This is a genomic window from Streptomyces sp. NBC_00286, assembly GCF_036173125.1.
GTDB lineage: Bacteria > Actinomycetota > Actinomycetes > Streptomycetales > Streptomycetaceae > Streptomyces.
The window spans coordinates 1,243,906-1,266,523 of record NZ_CP108054.1 but is presented as its reverse complement, the minus strand read 5'-3'; the positions used below and the strand labels follow the sequence as shown (position 1 = coordinate 1,266,523).

Genomic DNA, 22,618 nt, shown 5'->3' with positions numbered 1-22,618 from the left:
GAAGGGGGTGGTCGGATCCGGTCAGCGGTATGTCTCCCGTGTGCGGTGCACCTCGCCGTGGTGACCGCGGGACTGGCCACACGATGCCGGTGCGTTTCGTGGTGACAGCTTGTGAGGTGACGGCACGGTTCTCGCCCGAGTGGGGCGGTCGTGGTGCGGGGTCTGCCGGTCGGTTGTCGATTCGAGCGCGCGTGGGCGCGGTGCCGTGTGCCTTCCAGTGCTCGGCTCGGCCGGAGGAAGCCTCTGTAGCCGACTGCCTGTCCGCCGAAGTGATGTGTTCGGTAAATCGAACGACGTTCGTATGGTCGGGCAGACGTTAAGTGTGAGAAGCGAGATGCGTCAATACCTCCGGCAGCAGTAGCCCGTTGGATCTGAAAAGGCTGGTCGCGGTCGGCGAATGTGCCACGCATGGCGTTCCTGCCGACGCAGGGCTGGGTCGGCCGTGGGTTCTGCGGTCACGGTGCTGTTCGTCGTCTGCATTCCGGGTGGCCCGGGTGGGTGGAGGCACTAGACATGTGATGTCTGGCGACGGGCGAACCGCAATATCACGGCTCTTAACGGTCAAAGTTACTTCTCGTGGATGGTGATTCATCCCTGCACGCCCGTTGACACGGACGGGTCACATGGTCGAACTTCATGCGTAACATCCGGTACCCGACACCCAGAAGTACCGCGCCACTCGTGTGTTCTCCCTGTCAAGGCACGCCCTCGTGCCCAAGTCGTCGGGGTGTGCGGCTTCCTCCCGCGAACGGACAAGTGGTTTCCCGTGGAGGCAAGCGCCGAATCCCCTGGACGTAGGAGTAACCCCCCCATGTCGTCAGGAAGACTGTCCCGTCGCACGCTGCTGGGCGCCGCGGGCGCCGCGGGCGCCGCTGTGGCCGCGACCGCGCTGCCCGTGATCCCCGCGTTGTCGCCCCTGTTGGCGGAGGCGGCTGCCGCGGACCCCCAGACCAACCTGGAAAACCTGGTGAACATGCGGTTCGGCATGTTCAACCACTTCAGCCTGGGCACGTTTACCAACGAGGAGTGGGCCGCCCCGAACCAGAACCCCGCTCTGTTCGCCCCCACAGCCGTGGACTGTGCTCAGTGGGCGGCCGCCGCCGCCGCGGCGAAGATGAGTTACGGCATCCTGACGACCAAGCATCATGACGGCTTCGCCCTGTGGCCGAGCGCGTATGGCACCCAGAACGTCGCGAACAGCTCCTACAAGCAGGACGTGGTGCGGGCGTACTGCGACGCCTTCCGGGCGAAGGGGCTGAAGGTCGGGTTCTACTACTCGATCTGGGACCGCACCTTCGGCGTCGAGGCATGGGAGAGCCGGCACAAGGTGTCCGGTCTCGAGATCACCGATGCCATCCAGCCCAGCGATATGACCTTCATGCTCGGTCAGATCACCGAGTTGCTCACCAACTACGGCACCATCGACATGTTCGTCACCGACGGCTACGCGTGGCAGATGGGCCAGCAGGCCGTCTCGTACCAGCGGATCCGCGAGCACGTGAAGTCGCTCCAGCCGGACATCGTCATGATCGACCACGGCGGACTGTCGGTACCGTTCCTCGGCGACGCCATCTACTTCGAGGAGCCGCTGGGCATCACCGCGCCGGCCGGAAACACCTACGCCGCCACGCAGGGACAGACGATCAGCAACGGGTGGTTCTGGCATCCGTCCACGCCGACCGAGGGCCTGATGAGCAAGGACGCGATCCTGTCGCACCTGGCGGACCTGGAACCGAAGTACACCTCGTTCATCCTCAACTGCCCGACCAACCGCAACGGCAAGCTGGACACCAACATCGTCAACCGACTTGCCGAAGTCGGGGCGGCATGGAGCCCGAACACCTCCCGCCCGCCACTGCCCGCCCAGATGTCCCGCGCCGAACACCCGGTGACCCCCGTCAGCGCCTACGCCACCGGATTCCGCACCGGCGAAGGACCGCTCAACGCCATCGACGGGCTGAGCGACAGGGGCTACGAGACCTGCTGGTCGACGTGGGGACTGTCCCCGGCCCTGCCTCACTCGATCACGATCGACCTGGGCGGGGTGTGGAGCAACGTCTCCACCCTGGAGTACCTGCCCAAGCAGTGGAACCGCAGCAACTCAACCGACGGTGACATCACCTCGTACACCATCTCCACGAGCACCGACGGCACGAACTTCACCCGGGTCGCCACCGGCACCTGGGCCGGCGACCGCGCCACCAAGGTGGCCGAATGGCCCGCCCGGAACGTGGGCTTCGTACGGATCCAGGCCAACGCGGCCACCGGCGGCTACGCCAACATGGGCGGCGTCAGGATCGGCGGCCGGACGGCCAAGCCTGTACCGGTGTCGAAAGTCCTGCCGGGCGACGGCACTGTCTACCGCATCGTCAACCGCAAGAGCGGAAAAGTCGCCGACGTGTACAACTTCGGCACCGCCAACGGCACCAACATCCAGCAGTGGCCGTGGCTGAACAACACCGCCCAGAAGTGGACCTTCGCCTCCACCGGAGACGGCTACTACGAGATCAAGAACGTGAACAGCGGCAAGCTGATGGAGGTGGCCGGACTCTCGCGGGTGGACGGCGGGAACGTCTCCCTCTACGGGGACCACAACGTTCCCCAGCAGCACTGGGCGGTCACGCCGACCGGCGACGGCTACTACTACCTCACCAACCGGTTCAGCGGACTGTCGCTCAACGTCGACGGAGGCTCGACCGCCGACGGGGCCAACATCAACCAGTTCGCTTACAACCGCGCGCTTGAGAAGCAGTGGCAGATCATCGCCCTCTGACGATTCCGACGACGGGCGGCGCCTTCACCGACGCCCGTCGTCGGTCGGCTTTTGCGGAACGGTGTCGAATGACGGGGGAGCGGTGCGGATACGCCCGCTCCCGCCACCCCGCGCTCGCGCCCAACGAGAACGGCCATGATGGCGTCGTGCGGAGTGCCGCATCTCATGCAGATCATCCTGTTCCACTGTCCATGCTGGGATGCAGGGTATGGAGCGAGAGCCGTACCCCAGCGACTTATCGGACGAGCAGTGGCGGTTGATCGAGCCGATGATCACTGCCTCGAAGCAGGACCGGGTGGCACGGTCGGCGACCGGGGACCCCGGGGCCTGTGACCTGCGGGAGGTCGTGAACGCGATCTTCTACCAGAACCGGACGGGCTGCCAGTGGCGCTATCTGCCCCACGACTTCCCGGCCTGGTCGGCGGTGTTCTACTACTTCACGCTGTGGCGTCAGGACGGTCTCGACCAGCGGATCCAGGAACTCCTGCGCTGCCAGGTGCGGGAGAGGGCCCGCCGATTAGAGGACCCGTCCCTCGTGGTCTTCGGGACACCCAGTCCGTCCGCGCGGCCGCCGGTGTCCCGAAGACCACGACGGGACTGGACGCCAACAAGAAGGTGTCGGGCCGCAAGCGGGGACTGGCCGTGGACGTTCTGGGGCTGGCTCGCCCCCGTCTGGCCGGTTGCCCAACAAAGCCACCCGGAGGTGCGGATGATCGAGGGCTGGCTGCTGGTCGCCGTCGTCGTGATTGCTGCCACCGACACCCGGGCAGGCCGTCGCGTGTTGTTGTTCGGCCTGCCGGGCCGCCTCGGTGAGGCGTCTGCCGTGGGGTCGGCCCCCGGCCATGATGCCGTCACCGGCGGGTCTGTTGGCCGGACTGCTCGAAGTGGCGGGGGCGGTAACCCGATTGGATCGAACCGTCGAGGCGCATGCCGCCGAGCCTGGCTTCTCCCCTCACGTGGCTGCGGACAAGACACCGACCGGGCCGGGGTCCGAACTCCGACTGATCCCCAAGTCGGCTCGTCAGATGCCGTGCGGACACCGAACCGGGTTGTCGGCGACAGCCTTGCCGCAGATGGTGGGGTGGTTGGGGGCGGCGTTCTTCCGGGTGATGTGCAGGCGGCGCAGCTCGTGCAGGCCGCGTAGCCACAAGGCACCCAGGATGCACCGGGCCCCGACCACCACATGCCGGGCCCTGCGGTTCCGTGTGCGCAGCGCAGCGCAGCGCTACCGCTACCGCTACCGCGACGTGCCCTGCGCACGTCTGGTTCATGCCCGGGTAACCGGCTCCTGCCCGATCGTGGCGTGCAAGCGGCGCGTGTGATCCACATGGCGCTCGGTTCCGGTCAATGTGACCCTGGCCGTCAGGCGCGGATCCGCGCTGGAGGCGGCCAACCGCACTTCCAGCTCGCCCGGTTCGACGACGCGCCGACCGTCGCGTCCGGTGAAGGAGGCGAGGTCGGCCGGGACCGTGGCACGGAGGCGCCGGGCTTCGCCTGGCTTCAGTTCCACCCGGGTGTAGCCGACGAGGCGCTGCACCGGCTGGACGACGGAGGCGACCGGGTCGTGCAGATAGAGCTGGACGACCTCGGTTCCGGACCGCTCGCCTGTGTTGCGGACGGTGAAGGTGAGGGTGAACTCACCGTCCGTCGGAGCCTCCTGGACGTCCACGGTCAGGCCTGTCCAGTCGAACCGCGTGTAGGACAGACCGTGACCGAAGGCGAACGCGGGGGTCGGGTCGATCGTGGACACCTCGCTGACGTGAGCGAGCCGTGCCCCGAGGTACGTGGCCGGCTGGGAGCCCGGCCCGCGCGGCACGCTGACCGGGAGACGTCCGGAGGGATTGGTACGGCCACTGAGCACCCCGGCGATCGCGTGAGTGCCCTCCTCACCCGGGAAGAAGGACTGCACGATCGCAGCGGACTCCTCCACGGCGCGGCCGAGGGCGTACGGTCGTCCCGCGAGCAGCACGGTGACCACGGGTGTCTCCAGGTCGAGCAGGGCGTCGAGCAGTTGCTGCTGCGCGCCGGGCAGCCGCAGCGAATCGACGTCACATCCCTCGCCGCTGGTGCCCCGCCCGAAGAGCCCGGCGCGGTCGCCGAGCACGACCAGGGCGATGTCGGCCTCGCGTGCCACCCGGGTGGCCTCGCGGATGCCGGAGAGATCTCCGTCGTCGATTCCGGTGCCGCGGGCGACCGTGATCTCGGCGTCGGGGAACTCGGCGGCGAGAGTGTCGCGCAGCGTGGGCAGCTCGATGCCGAGTGGGGTACCGGGGTGGCGGACGCCGATGTGCTGGGGGAAGGAGTAGCAGCCGAGTACGGCGCTGGGCTCGTCGGCGTTGGGACCGAGCAGGGCGATGCGGCGCGGCCTCTCGAGCGGCAGGGTGCCGTCGTTGCTCAGCAGCACGACCGCTTCCTCGGCGATCGTGCGGGCCAGCGCGCGATTCTCCGGACCGTCCAGGTCGATCCGGCCGCGCAGGGCGGCCGGGTCGTCCAGGTCCACCCCGTCGAGCGCGGCCGGTACGGGGCTCCAGTCCGGGTCGAGCAGGCCGAGCATCGCCTTCTGGGTGAGTGTCCGGCGCAAGGCGCGATCGACCAACGCCTCCGGTATGCGGCCGTCGGCGACGGCCTCGGCCAAGGGCGCGCCGTAGGTTTTGACATTGGGCAGTTCGACGTCGATGCCGGCGCGCAGCGCCGTGCCGGCGGCGCCGGCCCAGTCCGCTGCGATGCCGTGCAGCGTCGTCAGGAAGGCGATGGCGAAGTAGTCGGCGACGACAGTGCCGTCGAAGCCCCACGTGTCGCGCAGCAGTCCGGTGAGCAGATCCTCGTCGGCCGCGGAGGGCATGCCGTCGGTGTCGGTGTAGGCGTTCATCACCGACCGGGCGCCGCCCTCACGGATCGCCATCTCGAAGGGAGGCAGCAGAACGTCGGCGCGTTCACGCGGGCCCATGGAGGAGGGAGCGAGGTTACGGCCGGCGTGAGAGGCCGAGTAGCCGGCGAAGTGCTTGAGGGTGGCGACGATCCCGGCGGACTCAAGGCCCTGCACGTATGCCGTCCCGATGGTGCCGACGAGGTACGGGTCCTCGCCGATGGTCTCCTCGACCCGGCCCCAGCGGGCGTCGCGCACCACATCCAGGACGGGCGCGAGTCCCTGGTGGACGCCGACGGCACGCATGTCGCGGCCGATGGCGGCGGCCATGAGCCGCACCGTGTCCGGATCGAAGGTGGCGCCCCAGGACAGCGGAACGGGGTAGGCCGTCGCCCCCCAGGCGGCGAAGCCGGCCAGACACTCGTCATGCGCGAGAGCGGGGATGCCGAACCGGTTCGTGGCGGCGATACGGCTCTGGGTGCGGGCCAGGGAGAGTGCACCCAGGGCGGGGTCGACCGGGACCGTGCCGAAGGGCCGGGTCAGCTGGCCCAGTCCGTTGGGCAGGAGCGCGTCGAGATCGACGGCCTCCTCCATGTCGTGCTGGTGGGGGGCCACTTCACCGCCCTGATCGGAGGCGCCCACCCACACTCCGTACAGCTGGGCGATCTTCTCCTGAAGGGTCATCGCGTCGATCAGGGCGTCGACTCTCGCGGTGACGGAAACGGTGGGGTCGTTCCAGAGGGAGATTTCGGTGGTGTTGTCTACAGCCACGTTGGCTTTCACTTTCCTCCGACGCCCGTCAGCCCCTTGGCCAGGGCGCGACGGGCGAACAGGTAGACGAGGGACTCAAGGGGGGCAGATCGCGTCAGGGCTCCGGCCCGGCCCAGATCCGCTTCGCCTGCCCACCGGCCACGGCGTCAGCGTCGGTCAACGGCTGAATCCGGCGGTCAGACCGCTCAGCAGCTGACGGCGGCCGAACGCGTACAGGATGATCAGGGGCAGGGTGGTGAGGACGACGGCGGCCAGGAGGGCGGGGACGTTGACCCCGTACTCCCCTTGGAAGGTCCACAGGGCGAGCGGCAGAGTCCGCTGGGAAGGGCTCTGGGTGAGGATCAGCGGCAGCAGAAATCCGTTCCAGATGGTCAGCGCGTTGAAGATGGTCACGGTGAGGATGGCCGGGCGGGTGAGCGGCGCTGCCAGGCGCCACAGCGTCCCCCACTCGGTGGCTCCGTCCACCCGCATCGAGTCGAACAGCTCCTTGGGCACGTCGCGGATGAAGTTGGCGAGTATCAGCACGGACAGCGGGATGGCGAAGGCGATCGACGGCAGGATCAGCGCCAGCAGGCTGTCGTACAGCTGCAGCTTGATGATGATCAGATAGACCGGGATGGCCGTCGCCTGCAGCGGGATGGCGAGGCCCATGAGGAACATGCCGTTCGCCACGCGCAGGAACCGCATGCGCCAGCCGCGCACGATGGCGTAGGCGGCCATGAAGGAGACCGCGACCGCCGGCACCACCGCGCCGGCGGTGACCACGACGCTGTTCCAGAAGTAGCTGATGAAGTCGGACTCGAGGACCAGCTCGTAGTTGTCCAGTGTGGGGTCGGTCGGCGGCGCCAGCGGGTTGCTCGCGTAGTAGTCGCTACGGGCCTTGAGGCTGGTGATGAGAATCCAGTAGAGGGGTACGACGACGACGGCGAGCCAGAGCCATCCGCCCAGACCGCCGAGCCAGTTGCGCCGGCGGGCGGTCGCACCGGGACGGTGCCCCCGCTCGCGTGGGGTGGTCTTCTGCGGATGCGGCTTGGTCAGCGTGGTGGTCATGTCAGACTCCCTCAAGCTGGCTCTCACCGGCGTCCCGGCCTCCGAGCCGGCGCAGCAGCAGGGCGATGGCGAGGCCCATCAGGACGAGGATGACCGCGATGGCGCTGGCCGGCCCCATCAGGTCGGCCTGGAAGCCCCGTTTGTACATGTCCAGCGCGAGGACCCGGGTGGCGTCTCCTGGGCCGCCCTCGGTCAGGACGAAGATGAGGTCGAAGAAGGTGAGCGAGCCGATCACCATCAGCGTCGACGAGGTGATGATGGTGTATTTGAGCTGGGGCAGCGTGATGCTGAAGAACTGGCGGATCTGCCCGGCGCCGTCCAGCTGTGCGGCCTCGTACAGGGACTGCGGGATCTGCTGGACGCCCCCCTGGTAGATCAGCGAGTGGAACGGGACGAACTGCCAGGAGACGACGAAGACGACGACGCCGAAGGCGAGCCAGGGGCGCCCCAGCCAGTCCTTGCTGAGCCACTCGAACCCCAGCCCGGCGCCCAGCCCGAAGTTGGGGTCCAGCAGAGCCCTGTACGCGACCGCGATCGCCGCGGAGCTGAGCAGGAGCGGGACGAAGTAGATCAGGCTCAGCACCGCGCGGTAGCGCTGGCGGCCGGCCAGGAACGTACCGAGCAGAATGCTTGCCGGTGTCTGAACCGCCCAGGACACGGCCATCACCAGGAATGTCACCCAGAGGGCGTGCGGCAGCCCGGGGTTGGTGAGCACCGCACGCCAGCTGGTCAGCCCGGACGGGTGGATGGTGCCGATCCCGTCCCACGTCGTGAAGCTCAGCACGAAGACGCCGACGAGCGGGACCACGGCGAAGCCGACGAAGAACAGCAGCGCCGGCACGGCCAGCCAGGGCAGGATGCTGCGCCGGCCCTCGCGCGCTGTAGAGCCCGTGAGTGCGCTCACTTGCCGATGACCTTGTTGAGATTGTCGGTGAACTGCCGCGGCGAGATGGACAGTTGGAACAGCTTGGCGATGTTGTCCAGCAGCGTCTCGGCGGCCGTCGGGCTGAGCGCCTGGTCCCAGGACTGGCCGAACGCCTTCGCGTTGCTGGCGATGCCGTAGACGAACTCCAGGAACTCGGAGCTCTCAGATTCGGCCAGCAGCTTCTCCGAGCCCTTCCGGATCGGCACCGCCCCGGTGTCGATCCACGCCTTCACCTCGTCGTCCGTGAGGACGCCGGTGGCGAAGAAGTCCTTCGCGATCTTCTTCTGCTTGGCGCTGGCCTTCGAGGAGATGGACAGGTACTGGGCGGGGTTGCCGACGGAGTTTCCCGGATCGCCCTTGCCGCCTTCGACGGGTGGGAAGTTCATGAAACCGAGGCCGCCGCTGGAGACGAAGTCTCCGCCCTCGGTCTGCTGGATGCCGTACGACCAGGAGCCTTGCAGCATCATTGCGGCCTTGTCGGTGTACAGCAGCGCCTGGTCGGCGTTGGAGTCCGCGGTGATCGAGGAGAAGCCCTTGATGAATCCGTCCGCCTTGACCAGGTCCTGCACCTTGGTCAGCGCCTCGATGGCGGCCGGGTGGGACCAGGCGTCCTTCTCGCCGTCGAAGACGGCCTGGAACACCTCGGGGCCGCCGATGCGGTCGAACAGGAACTCCAGCCACATCATGTTCGTCCACCGGGACTGGCCGCCGAGGGAGAACGGCGCTATGCCCTCCGCGTTGAACTTAGGCACCAGGGCCATGATGTCGTCCCAGGACTGGGGCGGCTCCACGCCGACGTCGTCGAAGACCCTTTTGTTGTAGAACAGGACGATCGGCTCCACGCTCTCGAACGGCATCGCGTAGATCCTGCCGTCGACGGTCGCCGCGCCGAACGAGGACGGGAAGAGCCGGTTCTTGATGTCAGGGTTCTCGTCGAACCACGGGGTGAGGTCGTCGACTTGATCGGCTTCCACGTAGGTGCGCAGCGTGCCGCCGCCCCACCCCCAGATGATGGTGGGCGCTTTCCCGGCGCCGATGGCGGTCTTGATCTTCGTCTTGTAGGCGTCGTTCTCGAAGGTGGTGACCTCGATCTGCCCCTTGGGGTTGGCCTCGTTGAACCGCTCCACCGCACCGGTCCTGACGCCTTCCTGAGGCTGGCCGCTCAGGTGCCAGTACGTGGCCGTGCCGTCGCCGCCGCCCTTGCTGGGGCCGGACGTGCCGCAGGCCGCGAGGGCCGCAGAGGCCGGCACGCCGGCGGCCAGGCCGAGGAGGGTACGTCGGGAGAGCGCCATGTTTTTCTCCGCACTCGAGAGCCATCGGCTTCTCGTGAGTCATGGTGAAAGGTTTTCGTAACAGACTTCTCCGTGCTCCGTTCGTGCAAATTAAGTTTCGGGCTGACGCCGTGTCAAGGTGTATGCAGCTGCGTTGTCGTGCTGCCGTCAGCCGCGTAATATCGGGCAAGAGCGGCCCTCGAGAAACCCTTGGCAGGGACCGAAACTATTTCGAAGTCGACCGGTTGAGGGACGGAGAGGTGATGCGATGGTCCCGGCTGACGCACTGTCGGTGCAGGTCATGCACAAGGTCGCGCACCTCGGCAGCCGCTGCGTCGGCAACTGCCCGGAGCGTGTGGCCGAAGGCGGCGACGGACAGGCGGAGAGTCCACAAGTGGCGCCTCCGGACGATGTGTTCGCGGGAACCCGGGAGCGTTCCGCCGGCAGGGGTCGCTGCGGGTGCAGATCCCCGCCGTCCGGGCGGTCGGGCGGGACACTGCGGCAGTGGGCCCGCTGCGCCCAGATACGGCTGGAACCGCGCGCAAGCGCGCACGTACGGGCCGCACGCGTACCGGTCGGCGTGCATGCCCCGGACCGCGATCACCGGACGCGATCTCACACGGATCGTCGGACGTGTCGAGGTTGAAGGGCTCGTCGGCACCTCTCCGGAGGAGCTCGGTGCCGGGTTGCCGTACGGTTGACCGGTTCCACCCGCATTGCCGGCCCGACCGGCAGCTCACCACACCGGTGGACGTACAGCTGGGAGGAACCGATGCGTCCGAACGCCAGGCGCACCACCTTGGCGGACATCGCCCAAGCGGCGGGAGTCTCCGTCGCGACCGTGTCCAAAGTGGTCAACGGTCGCGGTGACGTGGCGCCGCACACCCGCAGCCGGGTGCAGGAACTGCTGCATCAGCACGACTACCTCGCGCCCGTGTTCCGCCACACCGAGGTCGTCGAAAGCCCGACCATCGAGGTGCAGTTCCAGGGCGGCCTCAAGTCGTACGTGGCCGAGACCCTGGAAGGCATCATCGACTCCGCCGCCGAATCGGGGGCCTCGGTGGTGATCAGCAAGGCGTCCCATGCCCCGCACTGGGCCCGGGACCTGGTCTCAGCCGGGCGCCGCGCCGTCATCGCGGTCACCAGCGTGTACACCACAGCGCACCTGAACGAACTGGCCCGGTCCGGGCTGCCGTTGGTCGTGCTGGACCCCCTGCACCTGCCGGACAGCCGCGTCCACAGCGTAGGGGCGACCAACTTCGCCGGCGGCCTGGCCGCGACCCGGCACCTGCTCTCCCTGGGGCACCGCCGCGTCGCCTATATCGGCGGACCGGCCATGGCCGTATGCAACCAGGCACGCATGCACGGCTACCGCGCCGCCATGGAGGCGGAAGGAGCGCAGGTACCCGACGTCTACGTCCAGCCCGGAGATTTCACGTACGAGACCGGGTTGCTCGGCGCCACGGCGCTACTGGGCCTGCAAGAGCCACCGACGGCGATCTTCGCAGGCAACGACGAGATCGCCCTCGGCGTCATCGAGACCGCCCGCACCCGAGGCCTGCGCATCCCCGAAGACCTGAGCGTGGTCGGCTTCGACGACACAAGCCTCGCCCAGATGGCCTCACCGCCACTGACCACCGTGCGCCAGCCACTACGGGAGATGGGCGGTGCCGCCCTGCGCACCGCCCTCCGACTGGCCAACGATGAAAAGGTCGACTCCCACCACATCGAACTCGCCACCGAACTCGTGGTACGCGCCTCAACGGCGCCACCCCGCGAAGAGAGTTCGGCGCGTGGGTAGTCATCTGTCGATGCCGCATCCCTCGGCTCGTGGGCTGCTCCGAGCGGATGTGTTGGCCCGTCCAGTGCTACGGCGAGGTGGGCTGGTTCGGGGAGCGGAGCACGAGCAGGGTGATCTCGCTGGGGGCGAAGACGCGGAACGGCGGGCCCCAGAAGCCGGTGCCGCGGCTGGTGTAGAGGAGGGTGCGGGTGCCGTGGTGGCTGAGGCCGGCGAGGGCGGGCTGGTCGATGCGGACCAGGTGGTGGAAGGGCCAGATCTGGCCGCCGTGGGTGTGGCCGGAGAGTTGGAGGTCGATGCCGGCGGCTGCTGCCCGGTCGATGAACTTGGGCTGGTGTGCCAGGAGCAGGACGGGTAGGTCGGGGTCGGCGCCGTTCAAGGCTCCGGCGAGGTGGGCGCGGTGGCCTGCCAGGCCGGAGGACTCGGCGGTGACGTCATCCACGCCTGCGACCACGAGGGTGTCGCCTCCGCGTTCGAGCAGCAGATGGCGGTTGCGCAGCGGCTCCCAGCCCAGTTCGTCCATCAGGTTGACCCAGCCCTGGGCCTCGCTGTAGTACTCGTGGTTGCCGGTGACGTAGACCCGGCCCTGGGTGGCCTGCACGGTAGCGAGTGGGGCGGCCTGGGCGCGGCGGCGTTCGGCCGTGCCGTCCGCTATGTCGCCGGTGTGGCAGACCAGGTCGGCTTCCAGAGTGTTCACCGTCTCGCACACCCGTGCCGACCAGCGAGCGCGATCGAGCGGGCCGTAGTGGGTGTCGGTGATGAGGACGACGCGGGTGCCGTCCAACCCGGCACCCAGCCGCGGGAGTTGTACGTCGAGGCGGCGCACGCGTGGCACGCGGCGGGCTTCGGCGTATCCCCAGGCGAGTAGTACGGCGGTGATGCCGAGGACGGCCCACGTGACGATTCGGGCCCGGTCCTGGCTCTCGCCGACGCCGGCCACGGTCAGGGCGAACCGCAAGAGGACGCCGAGCAGAACGGACCAGGTGAACAGAACCCAGCTGGCGCCCAGCAGGGTGTCACCGACGATCGCCGCCCGGTCCTGCTGGCGCCGGCCGTGACCGCGCCCCATCGCGAGCGGCATACCGACGAGGCCGAAGGCGAACAGGGCGGTGCCGACCAGCATGACGGGCAGCGGCCAGTGCTGGCCGGCGTGCAGGAGCACCCAGCAGGGCACGGCCCACAGCAGGACGGGGGCGATCAGGGGGAGGTAGCGCATCAGGCGGTGCAGTCGGCTCTGCCGCGGAGCTTGCACTTCGCTGTCGGCGGGTTGGGTGTCGCTGATGTCGGTCACGCTTCCCCTCTCTGACCGCGCTGCCGTCTCGCGCACTGTATCCGGTCGCCCCGGGGCTGGTCGGAGGGGCGTGGGGCGTCTCGGGCGGTCACGTTCACGGGGTGTCGGTGCGGCGGAGGAGGACGGGGCGCAGGTCCTCGATGACGCCGGGGTCGTCCACCGTGGACGGGATGGGTTCGTCGTGGCCGTCGGCGATGCCGCGCATGGTCTTGCGCAGGATCTTGCCCGAGCGGGTCTTGGGCAGGGCGCCGACGACCGTGACGTCCTTGAGGGAGGCGACGGCGCCGATGCGTTCGCGTACGAGTTGGACGAGTTCGGCCTCGACGTCGCTCGGTTCGCGGTTGCTGCCTGCCTTCAGCACGACGAAGCCGCGCGGGATCTGTCCCTTGAGTTCGTCGGCGACGCCGATGACGGCGCATTCGGCGACGTCAGGGTGGGCGGCCAGGGCCTCTTCCATGCTGCCGGTGGACAGCCGGTGGCCGGCGACGTTGATGACGTCGTCGGTGCGGCCCATGACGAAGACGTAGCCGTCGTCGTCGATGTGGCCGCTGTCGCCGGTGAGGTAGTAGCCGTCGTAGGCGGTGAGGTAGGAGGTGACGTAGCGGTCGTCGTCGTTCCAGAGGGTGGGGAGTGCGCCGGGCGGCAGGGGGAGCTTCACGACGATCGCGCCGTCGGCGCCCGCGGGCGTCGGCTCGCCCGAGGGGTCGAGGACGCGGACGTCCCAGCCCGGCAGCGGGCGGGTGGGGGAGCCGGGTTTGACGGGAGCGGCCTCGATGCCGACCGGGTTGGCGACGATGGGCCAGCCGGTCTCGGTCTGCCACCAGTGGTCGATCACCGGGACGTCCAGCAGGGTGCTCGCCCAGTGGTACGTCTCGGGGTCGAGGCGCTCGCCGGCGAGGAAGAGGTAGCGCAGGTGGGAGAGGTCGTAGCCGGCGGTGAGTGCCCCCTTCGGGTCCTCCTTGCGGATGGCCCGGAAGGCGGTGGGGGCTGTGAACATGGTCTTGACCTGGTACTCGGCTGCGACGCGCCAGAACTGGCCCGCGTCCGGGGTGCCCACCGGCTTGCCCTCGTACAGGACCGTCGTCGCGCCGGCCAGCAGGGGAGCGTAGACGATGTACGAATGCCCGACGACCCAGCCGACATCGGAGCCGGTGAACATCGTCTCGCCCGGGCCCACGTCGTAGACGGCGCCCATCGACCAGTGCAGGGCGACCGCGTAGCCGCCGCAGTCACGCACGACTCCCTTGGGCTTTCCGGTCGTTCCCGACGTGTAGAGGATGTACAGGGGATCGGTGGCGGGGACGGGGACGCAGTCGGCCGGCGGTGCGGTGGCGACCAGGTCGGCCCAGTCGAGATCGTCGGGCCCCAACTCGGCCGGTTCCTGCGGGCGTTGCAGGATCACGCTCTTCTCCGGCTTGTGGGCGGCGAGTTCGATGGCCCGGTCGAGCAGGGGCTTGTACGAGATGACCCGCTTGCCCTCGATGCCGCAGGAGGCGGAGACGACGACCTTGGGGGCGGCGTCGTCGATGCGGAGGGCGAGTTCGTGCGGGGCGAACCCGCCGAAGACGACCGAGTGGACCGCGCCGATCCGTGCACAGGCCAGCATCGCGACGGCGGCCTCGGGGACCATCGGCATGTAGATCACCACGCGGTCGCCGTGCCCCACGCCGAGCTGCGTGAGTGCTCCGGCGAAGGCGGCCACCTCGTCCCTCAACTGCACGTAGCTGTAGGTGCGTTGGGCGCCGATCACGGGGGAGTCGTACACGAGCGCGGGCTGTTCGCCCCGGCCGGCTTCGACGTGCCGGTCGAGCGCGTTGAAGCAGACGTTGAGCCGTCCGTCGGGAAACCAGCGGTAGAAGGGTGCGCCCGAGGAATCCAGGGCGCGTTGCGGAGTGACATCCCAGTCGATGGCCTCTGCCGCCTTCAGCCAGAAGCTCTCGGGGTCCTCGGTGCTGGCGCGGAAGACATCCTCGTACGTTCCCATCGCGTCGGGCACTCCTTTGTGGCATCGAGGGACGGTGGTGGGGCTGCGTGCGGAAACAGTGTCGGACACAAGTACCGCATGCCGCCCGGCCGGGGTCGAGCGGGATGCCGGTGACCGGCGTACCGGTCACCGGCATCGAGGTGGTGCGCCGGCCCCGCCGGCAGACCCCGTCCCGCCGTCAGGTGCGGCTTCTGCTCACGCGCCGAGGTGCTTACGGAGCCACTGGCCCATCTGCTGGATCGCCTGGTCCACCTCGGGTACGCGCCCGGCGCCCAGGACGAAGGAGTGCTGGCCCTCGGGCATCGGGTGGACCTCGGAGGTGACCTTGAAGTCCGCGAGGCGGCGACCGAGTTGGGCGCCGTCGTCGGCGAGGGTCTCGTACTCGCCGTAGTGGACGGTCGTGGGCGGCAGGCCGGTCAAGTCGGCGTTCACGAGGCTGATCTGGGGGTCGGTGAAGTCCACCGCGGGGTCCTGCAGCCAGGCTGCTCGGAAGAGTTCGAGGGTGTTTCTGCTGAGCATCTTGTCGTTGTCCTCGTTCGCGTCCACCGACGGGTTCTGGATGGTGAGGTCGGTCCACGGCGAGACGCTGACGATCGCGCCCGGGGTCGCCTCGCCCTTCGCGAGCAGACGCAGCGGCAGCATCACCGCGAGGGTGCCGCCGATCGAGTGGCCCGTGCTGCCGATGTTGCGCGACTCGAAGCCCTGCGAGAGCAGCCACCGGTAGGCCGTCTCGGCGTCGTCGAGCTGGGCGGGGTAGGGGTGCTCGGGTGCCAGACGGAAGTCCACCACGAGGGAGCGGGCTCCGGCCGCCTTCGCGATGTGGCCGGCGGCCTTGCGGTCCGAGTGCATGGAGGCGGCGACGGATCCGCCGAAGTGGAAGTGGAGCAGTGCCTTGTCGGGGTCCGCGCCCTCGGGGATGGCCCACAGGGCGGGGACGCCGCCCGCGTCGACCTCGGCGTAGGTGACGCCTTCCGGCTCGGTCGACGCCTTGTGGTTCGAGTCGACGATGTCGCGGACGATGGCCAGGTCGAGGCCGGGTATGGCCGCCTTCGCGTTCGTACTCGCGAGGAACTCCGCGAATTGCTGTGCTTCTGGGCTGATTCCCATGGTGGTGCTCCTTCTCAGACAGGTGCCGTGCCGGGTTCCCCTGCGACAGCCAGCCGGGTCGATGTGCTGGTCATGACGCTACTGGCTGAGTATAGGAAAGTAAACTCAGATCAGGTTGGAATCACCCACCGCGGAGGCGCTCCGAGCCGTGTGCCAGGATCTTGAGGTGCCCACGCCCCAAGCCCACGGCATCGACGAGGACGAGTGGTTCCGCCTGTTGTCACTCGTTGCCGAGCAGTCGCTCGCGTCCGGATCCCCGGCCGGCAAGCCCGTCGTACCCACCGTGGACGAGATCCAGGATCTCTACGCGCAGATCTACGCCTGACACCCGGCGAGTGAGGAACGTGATGGCCACGACAGCCAGGCCCGCGCGGGTGGAGAAGTGCGGATGGAGAAGTGACGACACCGATGACTGATACCGCTGCGGTCGAGATTCTCGCCGACGTCCACCGGGGCGTCGGCCGCATCCGGTTGAACCGGCCCAAGGCGCTCAACGCCCTGACGACGGGCATGGTCGCCGCCATCGACCGCGCGCTCGTTGAGTGGGAGCGCATACCGCTGTCCGCTGTGGTGCTCGCAAGCACCAGCGCGAAGGCGTTCTGCGCGGGCGGAGACATCCGTACGATCCGCGAGCACAGCCTCGCCGGGGATGCCGAGGCCAGTGAGCGGTTCTTCGCCTCCGAGTACCGGCTCAACGCTCGGATCGCCGAGTATCCCGTGCCGATCGTGTCGCTCATCGATGGGCTGTGCATGGGCGGCGGCCTTGGTCTGTCCGTCCACGGCAGGTTCCGCGTCGTCACCGAGGGCGCGGTGCTGGCGATGCCTGAGACCGGGATCGGGTTCTTCCCGGATGTCGGGGCCAGTTACTTTCTGCCGCGGTTGCCCGGCGCGATCGGCATGTACCTGGGACTGACGGGGCACCGGGTCGACGCGGCCGACGCCCTGTATACGGGGCTGGCCACGCACTTCGTCCCCGGAGAGGGGCTCGACGCGGTCGGGGATGCCCTGGCCGACAGCCCCGGCGACCCGGTGGACGTGGTCCTGAACCGCCTCGCCGGCCGTTCCCCGGTGGCGCGCAGCGGGCTGGCGGAGGTACGCGGGGATGTGGACTGGGCGTTCGGCGCGCCGAGTCTCGGCGAGATCGAGAAGCGCCTGCGCCACCTCGACAGCCCCTGGGCGTCATCCGCGCTGGCGGCCTTGGAGTCCGCCTCGCCGCAGAGTCTGGAGATCACTCACGCCCTGCTGGCCCGGGGCAGGCAGCGTACGTTGCGCGAGTGCCTCAGTGCCGAACTCGCCCTCACGCGCACGACCATCCGCACGCCGGACTTCCTGGAGGGCGTCCGGGCGGCTCTGGTCGACAAGGATCGCAGTCCCAACTGGCAACGTGCGTCGCTCGGCGGGAGGACGCTGCCGTCCTGAGCGTGTCCGCCGTGATCAGGCTCCCGATACGCAGCCGGGGCGGGAGCTTCTCGGTGCCATTCCGCACGCCATACGTCACCCCCTCCCGTGACCGTGTGACCGTGCCGGACGGAGGGTCCGTGGCCGGCGCGGTCTCAGTCGTCGTCGGGCACCATCGAGACCACGACCTTGCCGGCCTTGGTGCGGCCCTGCTCGACGTACGCCATCGCCTCCAGTGTCTGGTCGAACGGGTAGGTGCTGTCGATGACAGGGCGGAGCTTCCCGCTGTCGTAGAGGGCGCCGAGTTTGCGCAGCTGGGAGCCGTTGGCCTGCATGAAGAGGAACTGGTAGCGCACGCCCAGCGCCTTGGCCTGCTTACGGACCTTGCGGCTGAGCATGTTCATGACCAGGCCCAGGAACGAGGGGGCGCCGAGCTGCTTGGCGAAGCCGGCGTCCGGCGGGCCGACGACGCTGATGGCGAGGCCGCCGGGCTTCAGTACGGTCAGCGACTTCTCGAGGTTCGCTCCGCCCAGGGAGTCCAGCACCAGGTCGTAGCCGGACAGCACCTTCGAGAAGTCTTCCTCGGTGTAGTCGACGACGACGTCGGCGCCGAGGCTCCTGACCAGCTTCTCGGTGTCGGTGTCCGTGGTCGTCGCCACGGTGGCGCCGAGGTGCTTGGCGAGCTGGATGACCGTCGAGCCGAGGCCACCGGCACCGGCGTGGATGAGCACCTTCTGCCCCGGCTTCACCTGGGCACGGTCGACGAGAACCTGCCAGGCGGCCAGGGCCACCAGCGGCACCGCGGCCGCATCCTGGAGGGTGAGTGAGGCCGGCTTGGGCGCGACGTCGTCCATGTCGATCGCGATGAACTCCGCGAAGGCGCCGATCCGCAGGTCGCGCGGACGGGCGTAGACCTCGTCGCCGACCTTGAGGCCGTGTACGGCTGAGCCGACCCGCGTCACGACACCGGCCACGTCGTGACCGAGCACGAACGGCAGCTTGTACTTCAGGACCTGCTTGAACTCCCCGTTGCGGACCAATTTGTCCAGCGGGTTGATGCTGGCGGCGCTCACTCTGACCAGGACGTCGCGGTCTCCGACGGTGGGCTCGGGTACCTCCGCGGCGCGCACGCCGTCCTTGCCGTACTTCTCGACGACGAATGCCTTCATGCCGGCCGCCTTTCTGGGTGGGTGTTCCGTTGGTCGAGGTGATTCTTCGCGCAGGTCCCCTGCGCGCCCGTTATCGCTTGCGGCCGGGTTGATGTGCTGGTCACGACGCTACCGGCTGAGTATAGAAAAGTAAACTCAAGTGCGTCGGGGTCGCCCCCATGGATGTGTGGACTGAAGCTCTCCAGGGTGCCGGCGTGGACTCCCGTCTCGACCGGGGCATGCCAAGCTGGCATGGCTCGTTGCACGCAGCAGGGCGCCTCCCGGCGGTGGACCGAGGTGGGCCACCAGATCGAATTGTCTCTTGCCGTGCCGCGCAGGCTGCGCCCGGCGCCTCATTCGGTGAACTCCTGATAAGAACGCACCCGGTCGAAGCGGGCCGCCGCCAGGTCCTCCCGGCGGATCATCAGCCGGGCATTGGTGTATTCCTCGTCCTGCACGCTGAACTGAGCCAGAGGCAGCCACTCGCGATACACCTGCTGCTTACGCTCCTGCCTGGCCTTGCTGGAACTGTCCTCCCCGGGTGGTGCCAACTCCGCGGCGATCGCGTCTTCGCAGTCCCATTGCTCCCCCCACGTGTGGCCGCCGACCTGGACGCCCTCCCAGTACGGACCAACCGGCAGAAAACGCAGCGTCAGGTCCTTCAGGACAGCGGAATGCGGGTGGTCCGCCGGCAGTCCCGGCAGCTTTGTGCCGTAATCGGGGTCGAACCCCGGAATGTCGATCCGCAGTGTTGCCCGCAGTTCGACACGCTCGTGCACCGGGACCGGCCATTTCTCCGCATGAGCGTATTCGGGAACGGCACGCTGCCCGGCCAGGCCCAGGTCGGGAACGTGAACCACTCGAACGAATCCGAGAGCTTCCTCCTCCCCGGTGCAGTGCTGACTGCGTGGATCCTGGGAATACAGGTAGAACAGTTGCAGGAGCCCGGTGGCCGGCAGCGTGAACGGCAGTGCCTCCCGTAACCCCTCCCAGGGCAAGGCCGCCAAGTCGATGGTGACAGCCAGAGGGAAGGGCTCGGCCTCGACGTCGTGGTCGTTGCCGTCGGCGCGCGGCCACGCCACACCGTCGGGAAGCACCGGCAGTCCACCCACCCATCCGGCGACCGGTCCGGGTCCGGGCCCCAGGCGTAGGCAAGGGCGCCCATCCGCCAGGTACGCGTCGACATCCGCAGACGAGACGCCCTGCTCGATCGCCGCCGTCCGAAAGGCTTCGTAGAGATCCACGGCGGAAACGGTACGGGGGCAACTCCCGCCCCGGACACGGCCATAGAGAACGGGATCACTTACTTCCTGCTGACACGAGCCCGCAGGCCCGGCCCCCGGGGGACGCCCAGGCCGGCCCATACGATGAGGCCATGAAGCGACATGCAGTAGGACACTGGCTCCAGATTGTCGGCGTCGGTCACGGTGCCATCGGCGCCGTGATCTACCGCGATGTGTTCGCCGACATGGTTCGCGGAGACCTTCTTAACTCCGTGCCCGACCGGGGCGATCGCGCCGCCGCCTTCTGGTTCATGGTCGCTGCGCCCGCCCTGTGGATGGGCGGCCGGCTGCTCCGGTCCGCGGAGGAGCACAAGGACATCCCGGCCCAGCGCGCCGCGGGTGTCGTTCTGACCGCCGTCGGCGTGACGGGCACCGCGGCCATGCCAAAGAGCGGCTTCCCTGCCCTGGTGGGGCTCGGCGGCCTCCTGCTGCGCAGGTCGCTCCGCGGCTGAGCCGTTGTGTTAGCAGGTCCGGCCTGGTGCGGGGCCGCCCTTGCCGGCGGTGAACGCGCAGGCGGGCCATGACGTCGGTGAAGGCAGGTGCGTCGCCGGCCTGGCCCGCGGTGAGCACGAACGCCAGAGGCTGGCAGCGGCCATCGGCCGCGAGGTGGATCTTCGTGGTCAGTCCGCCGCGGGAGCGGCCGATTGCGTGGTCGTGTCGGCTTCGTCTGCCCGGGCCTCTTTTGCGGGCCCTGGCCGCGTGCTGGTGGGCACGCACGATCGTGGAGTTCACCGAGACGGCCCAGTTGAGGTCCTCGCCGGTGTCGGCCTGGACCATCAGCGCGGTGAACACCCGCTCCCAGGTGCCGTCGATGGCCCACATCCGCAGCTGGTCGTAGACGCCTCGCCAGTTGCCGAACTTCTCCGGCAGGTGGACCCACTCAGTTCCGGTCTGCAACTTGAACGCGATCGCATCGATCACCTCCCGGTGGTCACGCCACCGGCCGCCGCGCCTCGGGATCCAAACGAAACTGCCTGGTCGCACATCCCGTATCCAGGATTCCGGGTCAAGGCGCGTCTGGTGCAGTCAGGGCTTTGTGGGTCGACTCCAGGATCTTCTCCGACAGTTCCGTGCCCGCCGTGGCCCGGGCCAGCAGGAGCGCGCCGACCAGAGTGGCCACCATGGGAAGGCCGTCTTTGGTGTCGGTGGACAGCCACGAGGCGAATTCCTCGACCCCGGCTGCGTACGTTTCTCGCACCTCCCCAGCCGTGGACTCGCGAGCCATGTCCCCTGCGAATCCCGCGGTGGGGCAACCGGTGCCGGGCTGGTCGCGGTGCTCGGGCGACAGGTAGAAGTCGAGGAGGGCGGCGCGCGCGGTGTCGTGATCGCCGTGGGCCGTGTCGAACTCCGCCAGGAGTTGGTCAAGGTCCCCGAAAGCGGCTTGAGCCGCCTCTGCGATCAGGGCCTCCTTGGAGGCGAACTGCTTGTAGAAGCCGCCCGTGGTCAGCCCGATGGACTTCATCAGATCGGCGACGCTGATGCCGTTCACGCCGCGCTCCCGGAAGAGCTGGGAGGCCGCGGCGACCGCCCGCCTGCGGTTCTCGAGCGCTTGTGCTTGCGAAACGCGACTCATCAGTCACCTACCCACGTTAGATAGTAAAGCTCATCTATCGTATGCGATGTGTCGGGCGGCCGGTCGCGTCGCCCTCGGCAGGGATGTCGTTCGCCGAGCCCGCGTGCTCGTCGCGAGGGCAGTACGCGAAACCGTCCGTGGCGACCATGCGCCCGAAGCGCCTCCATTCGAATCTGATCGGCCGTCAACTCTGTGGTTCGGCGTGCGCGTCGAGCAGTCTCCGACCGCCGGCGGGGGACGACAGCACGGGGGCCGTTGACTGAACGGCTTTAGATACTTATCGTAATCTAAAACGGGTCGACGCCTTGGCTCCCACTCATCCGCCACCCCAGAAATGAGATCCACCCCATGACCACGCAGAACAAGACCGCCGTCGTCACCGGTGCGTCCGCCGGCCTGGGTACGGCTTACGCGCAGCGGCTTGCCGACCGGGGCTACGACCTGATCCTGGTGGCCCGGAACACTGCGCGGCTGGAAACGCTGGCGGCGGACATCCGTAGTCGCACGGGCCGCGCAGTGGACGTCGTCACCGCCGACCTCACCGATGCGGCGCAGATCGCCGTGGTCGAGGAGCGTCTGCGGACCGACGAGAGCATCGCGGTATTGATCAACAACGCCGGCGCGGCGCTGTTCGCTCCGCTGGCAAGCTCCGACGCGGCGGCCTCCGCGGCGCTGATCAACCTCAACGTGACATCGCTGACCAGGCTGACCACCGCGGTCCTGCCGGGCCTGATAGCCCGCGGGCACGGCACCGTGGTGAACATCTCCTCTGCCCTGGCGCTCAACTTCCTGCCCGGCGGTTCCGTCTACAGCGGCACCAAGGGCTACGTGCTGACGTACACCCAGGCCCTGCAGCAGGAACTCGCCGATAGCCCCGTCACTGTGCAGGCCGTGCTGCCGGGCGCTGTCCGCACGGAGATCTGGGACCGCGCCGGCGTCGACCTCTCGGGGTTTCCCGACGAGGCGATCATGAGCGTGGACGACGCCGTCGACGCGGCGTTCGCCGGCCTCGACGCCGGGGAGCCCGTCACCATCCCGTCACTGCCGGAGATCAGCGACTGGGAGTCGTACGAGAAGGCACGTCAGACGCTCGTCCCGAACCTGTCCCTGCGGGTCCCGGCCGCCCGCTACCGCGGCTGACCACCGCTTCGACTCCGCTGCAGGAGTCCCCTTTGTAACGGACGGCACGGCCGCTGCTGCACCTGCACACGACCGATGCGTCCTCCGGCGTGAGGGAAGGCCGACGCGCTCGGCGTCCTCCGTCCCCCCCACCCGTACGAACAGCCGGGGCCGCCACCGCACTGGCGGCGGTCATGTGCGTGGAAGCCCGGCAGCACCCCGGCAGCACCGTCGACTGCCCCTCCACGCAGTCCGCCTTCC

General features: G+C 68.5%; 17 protein-coding genes and 2 pseudogenes. 7 read left to right on the top strand and 12 right to left on the bottom strand.

Going from position 1 to position 22,618, the window contains the following annotated elements; genetic code table 11:
• Positions 1-811 precede the first annotated feature (811 nt).
• Together OHT21_RS05850 and OHT21_RS05845 are read left to right on the top strand one after the other, a co-directional pair.
• Positions 812-2,773 (top strand): RICIN domain-containing protein, encoded by a 1,962-nt coding sequence (locus OHT21_RS05850; RefSeq protein ID WP_328767167.1) that lies wholly within the window; start codon positions 812-814, stop codon positions 2,771-2,773.
• 208 nt (positions 2,774-2,981) lie between these two features.
• Positions 2,982-3,433 (top strand): annotated as a pseudogene (locus tag OHT21_RS05845) (transposase); the annotation flags it as partial.
• Positions 3,434-3,794: 361 nt separating this feature from the next.
• Here OHT21_RS05845 and OHT21_RS05840 read toward each other — a convergent pair.
• The 5 genes from OHT21_RS05840 to OHT21_RS05820 all read right to left on the bottom strand — a co-directional run bounded on the left by OHT21_RS05840 (position 3,795) and on the right by OHT21_RS05820 (position 9,677).
• On the bottom strand, positions 3,795-3,923 hold the full coding sequence (locus OHT21_RS05840; protein WP_328767165.1) for a hypothetical protein: 129 nt from the start codon (positions 3,921-3,923) through the stop codon (positions 3,795-3,797).
• 117 nt (positions 3,924-4,040) lie between these two features.
• A complete protein-coding gene (locus OHT21_RS05835; protein WP_328767164.1) occupies positions 4,041-6,422 on the bottom strand; it encodes a beta-glucosidase family protein in 2,382 nt (793 codons plus the stop codon).
• Between the two features lie 144 nt (positions 6,423-6,566).
• Positions 6,567-7,460 (bottom strand): carbohydrate ABC transporter permease, encoded by an 894-nt coding sequence (locus OHT21_RS05830; RefSeq protein WP_328767163.1) that lies wholly within the window; start codon positions 7,458-7,460, stop codon positions 6,567-6,569.
• Position 7,461: 1 nt separating this feature from the next.
• Positions 7,462-8,364 carry a carbohydrate ABC transporter permease gene (locus OHT21_RS05825; protein ID WP_328767162.1) on the bottom strand — a complete coding sequence of 301 codons (903 nt, stop codon included), beginning with the start codon at positions 8,362-8,364 and terminating at the stop codon, positions 7,462-7,464.
• Entirely contained in the window at positions 8,361-9,677 is a 1,317-nt protein-coding gene (locus tag OHT21_RS05820) for an extracellular solute-binding protein (protein ID WP_328767161.1), read from the bottom strand. Before OHT21_RS05820 ends, OHT21_RS05825 begins: the two co-directional genes overlap by 4 nt.
• Positions 9,678-10,428: 751 nt before the next feature.
• Here OHT21_RS05820 and OHT21_RS05815 point away from each other — a divergent pair.
• Positions 10,429-11,457, top strand: coding sequence for a LacI family DNA-binding transcriptional regulator (locus OHT21_RS05815; RefSeq protein WP_328767160.1), 1,029 nt, complete (start codon positions 10,429-10,431; stop codon positions 11,455-11,457).
• Positions 11,458-11,524: 67 nt separating this feature from the next.
• On the opposite strand, the gene OHT21_RS05810 is transcribed toward OHT21_RS05815, so the two are convergent.
• The 3 genes from OHT21_RS05810 to OHT21_RS05800 form a co-directional block, all read right to left on the bottom strand.
• Positions 11,525-12,745 (bottom strand): metallophosphoesterase, encoded by a 1,221-nt coding sequence (locus OHT21_RS05810; RefSeq protein ID WP_328767159.1) that lies wholly within the window; start codon positions 12,743-12,745, stop codon positions 11,525-11,527.
• A 94-nt stretch (positions 12,746-12,839) separates the two neighbouring features.
• Positions 12,840-14,729, bottom strand: coding sequence for a propionyl-CoA synthetase (locus OHT21_RS05805; protein ID WP_328767158.1), 1,890 nt, complete (start codon positions 14,727-14,729; stop codon positions 12,840-12,842).
• Between the two features lie 195 nt (positions 14,730-14,924).
• Positions 14,925-15,836: an alpha/beta hydrolase gene (locus tag OHT21_RS05800; protein ID WP_328767157.1), complete on the bottom strand. Its 912-nt coding sequence runs from the start codon at positions 15,834-15,836 to the stop codon at positions 14,925-14,927.
• A 166-nt stretch (positions 15,837-16,002) separates the two neighbouring features.
• Between OHT21_RS05800 and OHT21_RS05795 the strand changes: the two genes are divergently transcribed.
• The gene (locus tag OHT21_RS05795) at positions 16,003-16,161 is read left to right on the top strand and encodes a hypothetical protein (RefSeq protein ID WP_328767156.1); all 159 of its coding nucleotides are present in this window, start codon (positions 16,003-16,005) and stop codon (positions 16,159-16,161) included.
• 83 nt (positions 16,162-16,244) lie between these two features.
• The gene (locus OHT21_RS05790) at positions 16,245-17,255 is read left to right on the top strand and encodes an enoyl-CoA hydratase/isomerase family protein (RefSeq protein WP_328767155.1); all 1,011 of its coding nucleotides are present in this window, start codon (positions 16,245-16,247) and stop codon (positions 17,253-17,255) included.
• Between the two features lie 134 nt (positions 17,256-17,389).
• Here OHT21_RS05790 and OHT21_RS05785 read toward each other — a convergent pair whose 3' ends face one another.
• Positions 17,390-18,403, bottom strand: a complete 1,014-nt coding sequence (locus OHT21_RS05785) for an NADP-dependent oxidoreductase (RefSeq protein ID WP_328767153.1) — start codon at positions 18,401-18,403, stop codon at positions 17,390-17,392.
• A 332-nt stretch (positions 18,404-18,735) separates the two neighbouring features.
• Positions 18,736-19,626 (bottom strand): DUF1963 domain-containing protein, encoded by an 891-nt coding sequence (locus tag OHT21_RS05780; protein ID WP_328767152.1) that lies wholly within the window; start codon positions 19,624-19,626, stop codon positions 18,736-18,738.
• Between the two features lie 131 nt (positions 19,627-19,757).
• Between OHT21_RS05780 and OHT21_RS05775 the strand changes: the two genes are divergently transcribed.
• The gene (locus OHT21_RS05775; protein ID WP_328767151.1) at positions 19,758-20,117 is read left to right on the top strand and encodes a DUF6463 family protein; all 360 of its coding nucleotides are present in this window, start codon (positions 19,758-19,760) and stop codon (positions 20,115-20,117) included.
• Between the two features lie 97 nt (positions 20,118-20,214).
• On the opposite strand, the pseudogene OHT21_RS05770 reads toward OHT21_RS05775, so the two are convergent.
• Together OHT21_RS05770 and OHT21_RS05765 are read right to left on the bottom strand one after the other, a co-directional pair.
• Positions 20,215-20,586: pseudogene (locus OHT21_RS05770) on the bottom strand (IS5 family transposase); the annotation flags it as partial.
• A gap of 85 nt (positions 20,587-20,671) precedes the next feature.
• The gene (locus OHT21_RS05765) at positions 20,672-21,238 is read right to left on the bottom strand and encodes a TetR/AcrR family transcriptional regulator (protein ID WP_328767150.1); all 567 of its coding nucleotides are present in this window, start codon (positions 21,236-21,238) and stop codon (positions 20,672-20,674) included.
• 348 nt (positions 21,239-21,586) lie between these two features.
• On the opposite strand from OHT21_RS05765, the gene OHT21_RS05760 reads away from it, so the two are divergent.
• The gene (locus OHT21_RS05760; RefSeq protein ID WP_328767149.1) at positions 21,587-22,378 is read left to right on the top strand and encodes an SDR family NAD(P)-dependent oxidoreductase; all 792 of its coding nucleotides are present in this window, start codon (positions 21,587-21,589) and stop codon (positions 22,376-22,378) included.
• Positions 22,379-22,618 lie beyond the last annotated feature (240 nt).

Bases quoted from the DNA above. Each gene is read 5' to 3' on its own strand.
- OHT21_RS05790 (WP_328767155.1), top strand. From the start codon at position 16,245: ATGACTGATACCGCTGCGGTCGAGATTCTCGCCGACGTCCACCGGGGC.
- OHT21_RS05760 (WP_328767149.1), top strand. From the start codon at position 21,587: ATGACCACGCAGAACAAGACCGCCGTCGTCACCGGTGCGTCCGCCGGC.
- OHT21_RS05800 (WP_328767157.1), bottom strand. From the start codon at position 15,836: ATGGGAATCAGCCCAGAAGCACAGCAATTCGCGGAGTTCCTCGCGAGT.
- OHT21_RS05820 (WP_328767161.1), bottom strand. From the start codon at position 9,677: ATGGCGCTCTCCCGACGTACCCTCCTCGGCCTGGCCGCCGGCGTGCCG.
- OHT21_RS05850 (WP_328767167.1), top strand. From the start codon at position 812: ATGTCGTCAGGAAGACTGTCCCGTCGCACGCTGCTGGGCGCCGCGGGC.
- OHT21_RS05765 (WP_328767150.1), bottom strand. From the start codon at position 21,238: ATGAGTCGCGTTTCGCAAGCACAAGCGCTCGAGAACCGCAGGCGGGCG.
- OHT21_RS05805 (WP_328767158.1), bottom strand. From the start codon at position 14,729: ATGGGAACGTACGAGGATGTCTTCCGCGCCAGCACCGAGGACCCCGAG.
- OHT21_RS05775 (WP_328767151.1), top strand. From the start codon at position 19,758: ATGAAGCGACATGCAGTAGGACACTGGCTCCAGATTGTCGGCGTCGGT.
- OHT21_RS05815 (WP_328767160.1), top strand. From the start codon at position 10,429: ATGCGTCCGAACGCCAGGCGCACCACCTTGGCGGACATCGCCCAAGCG.
- OHT21_RS05830 (WP_328767163.1), bottom strand. From the start codon at position 7,460: ATGACCACCACGCTGACCAAGCCGCATCCGCAGAAGACCACCCCACGC.
- OHT21_RS05785 (WP_328767153.1), bottom strand. From the start codon at position 18,403: ATGAAGGCATTCGTCGTCGAGAAGTACGGCAAGGACGGCGTGCGCGCC.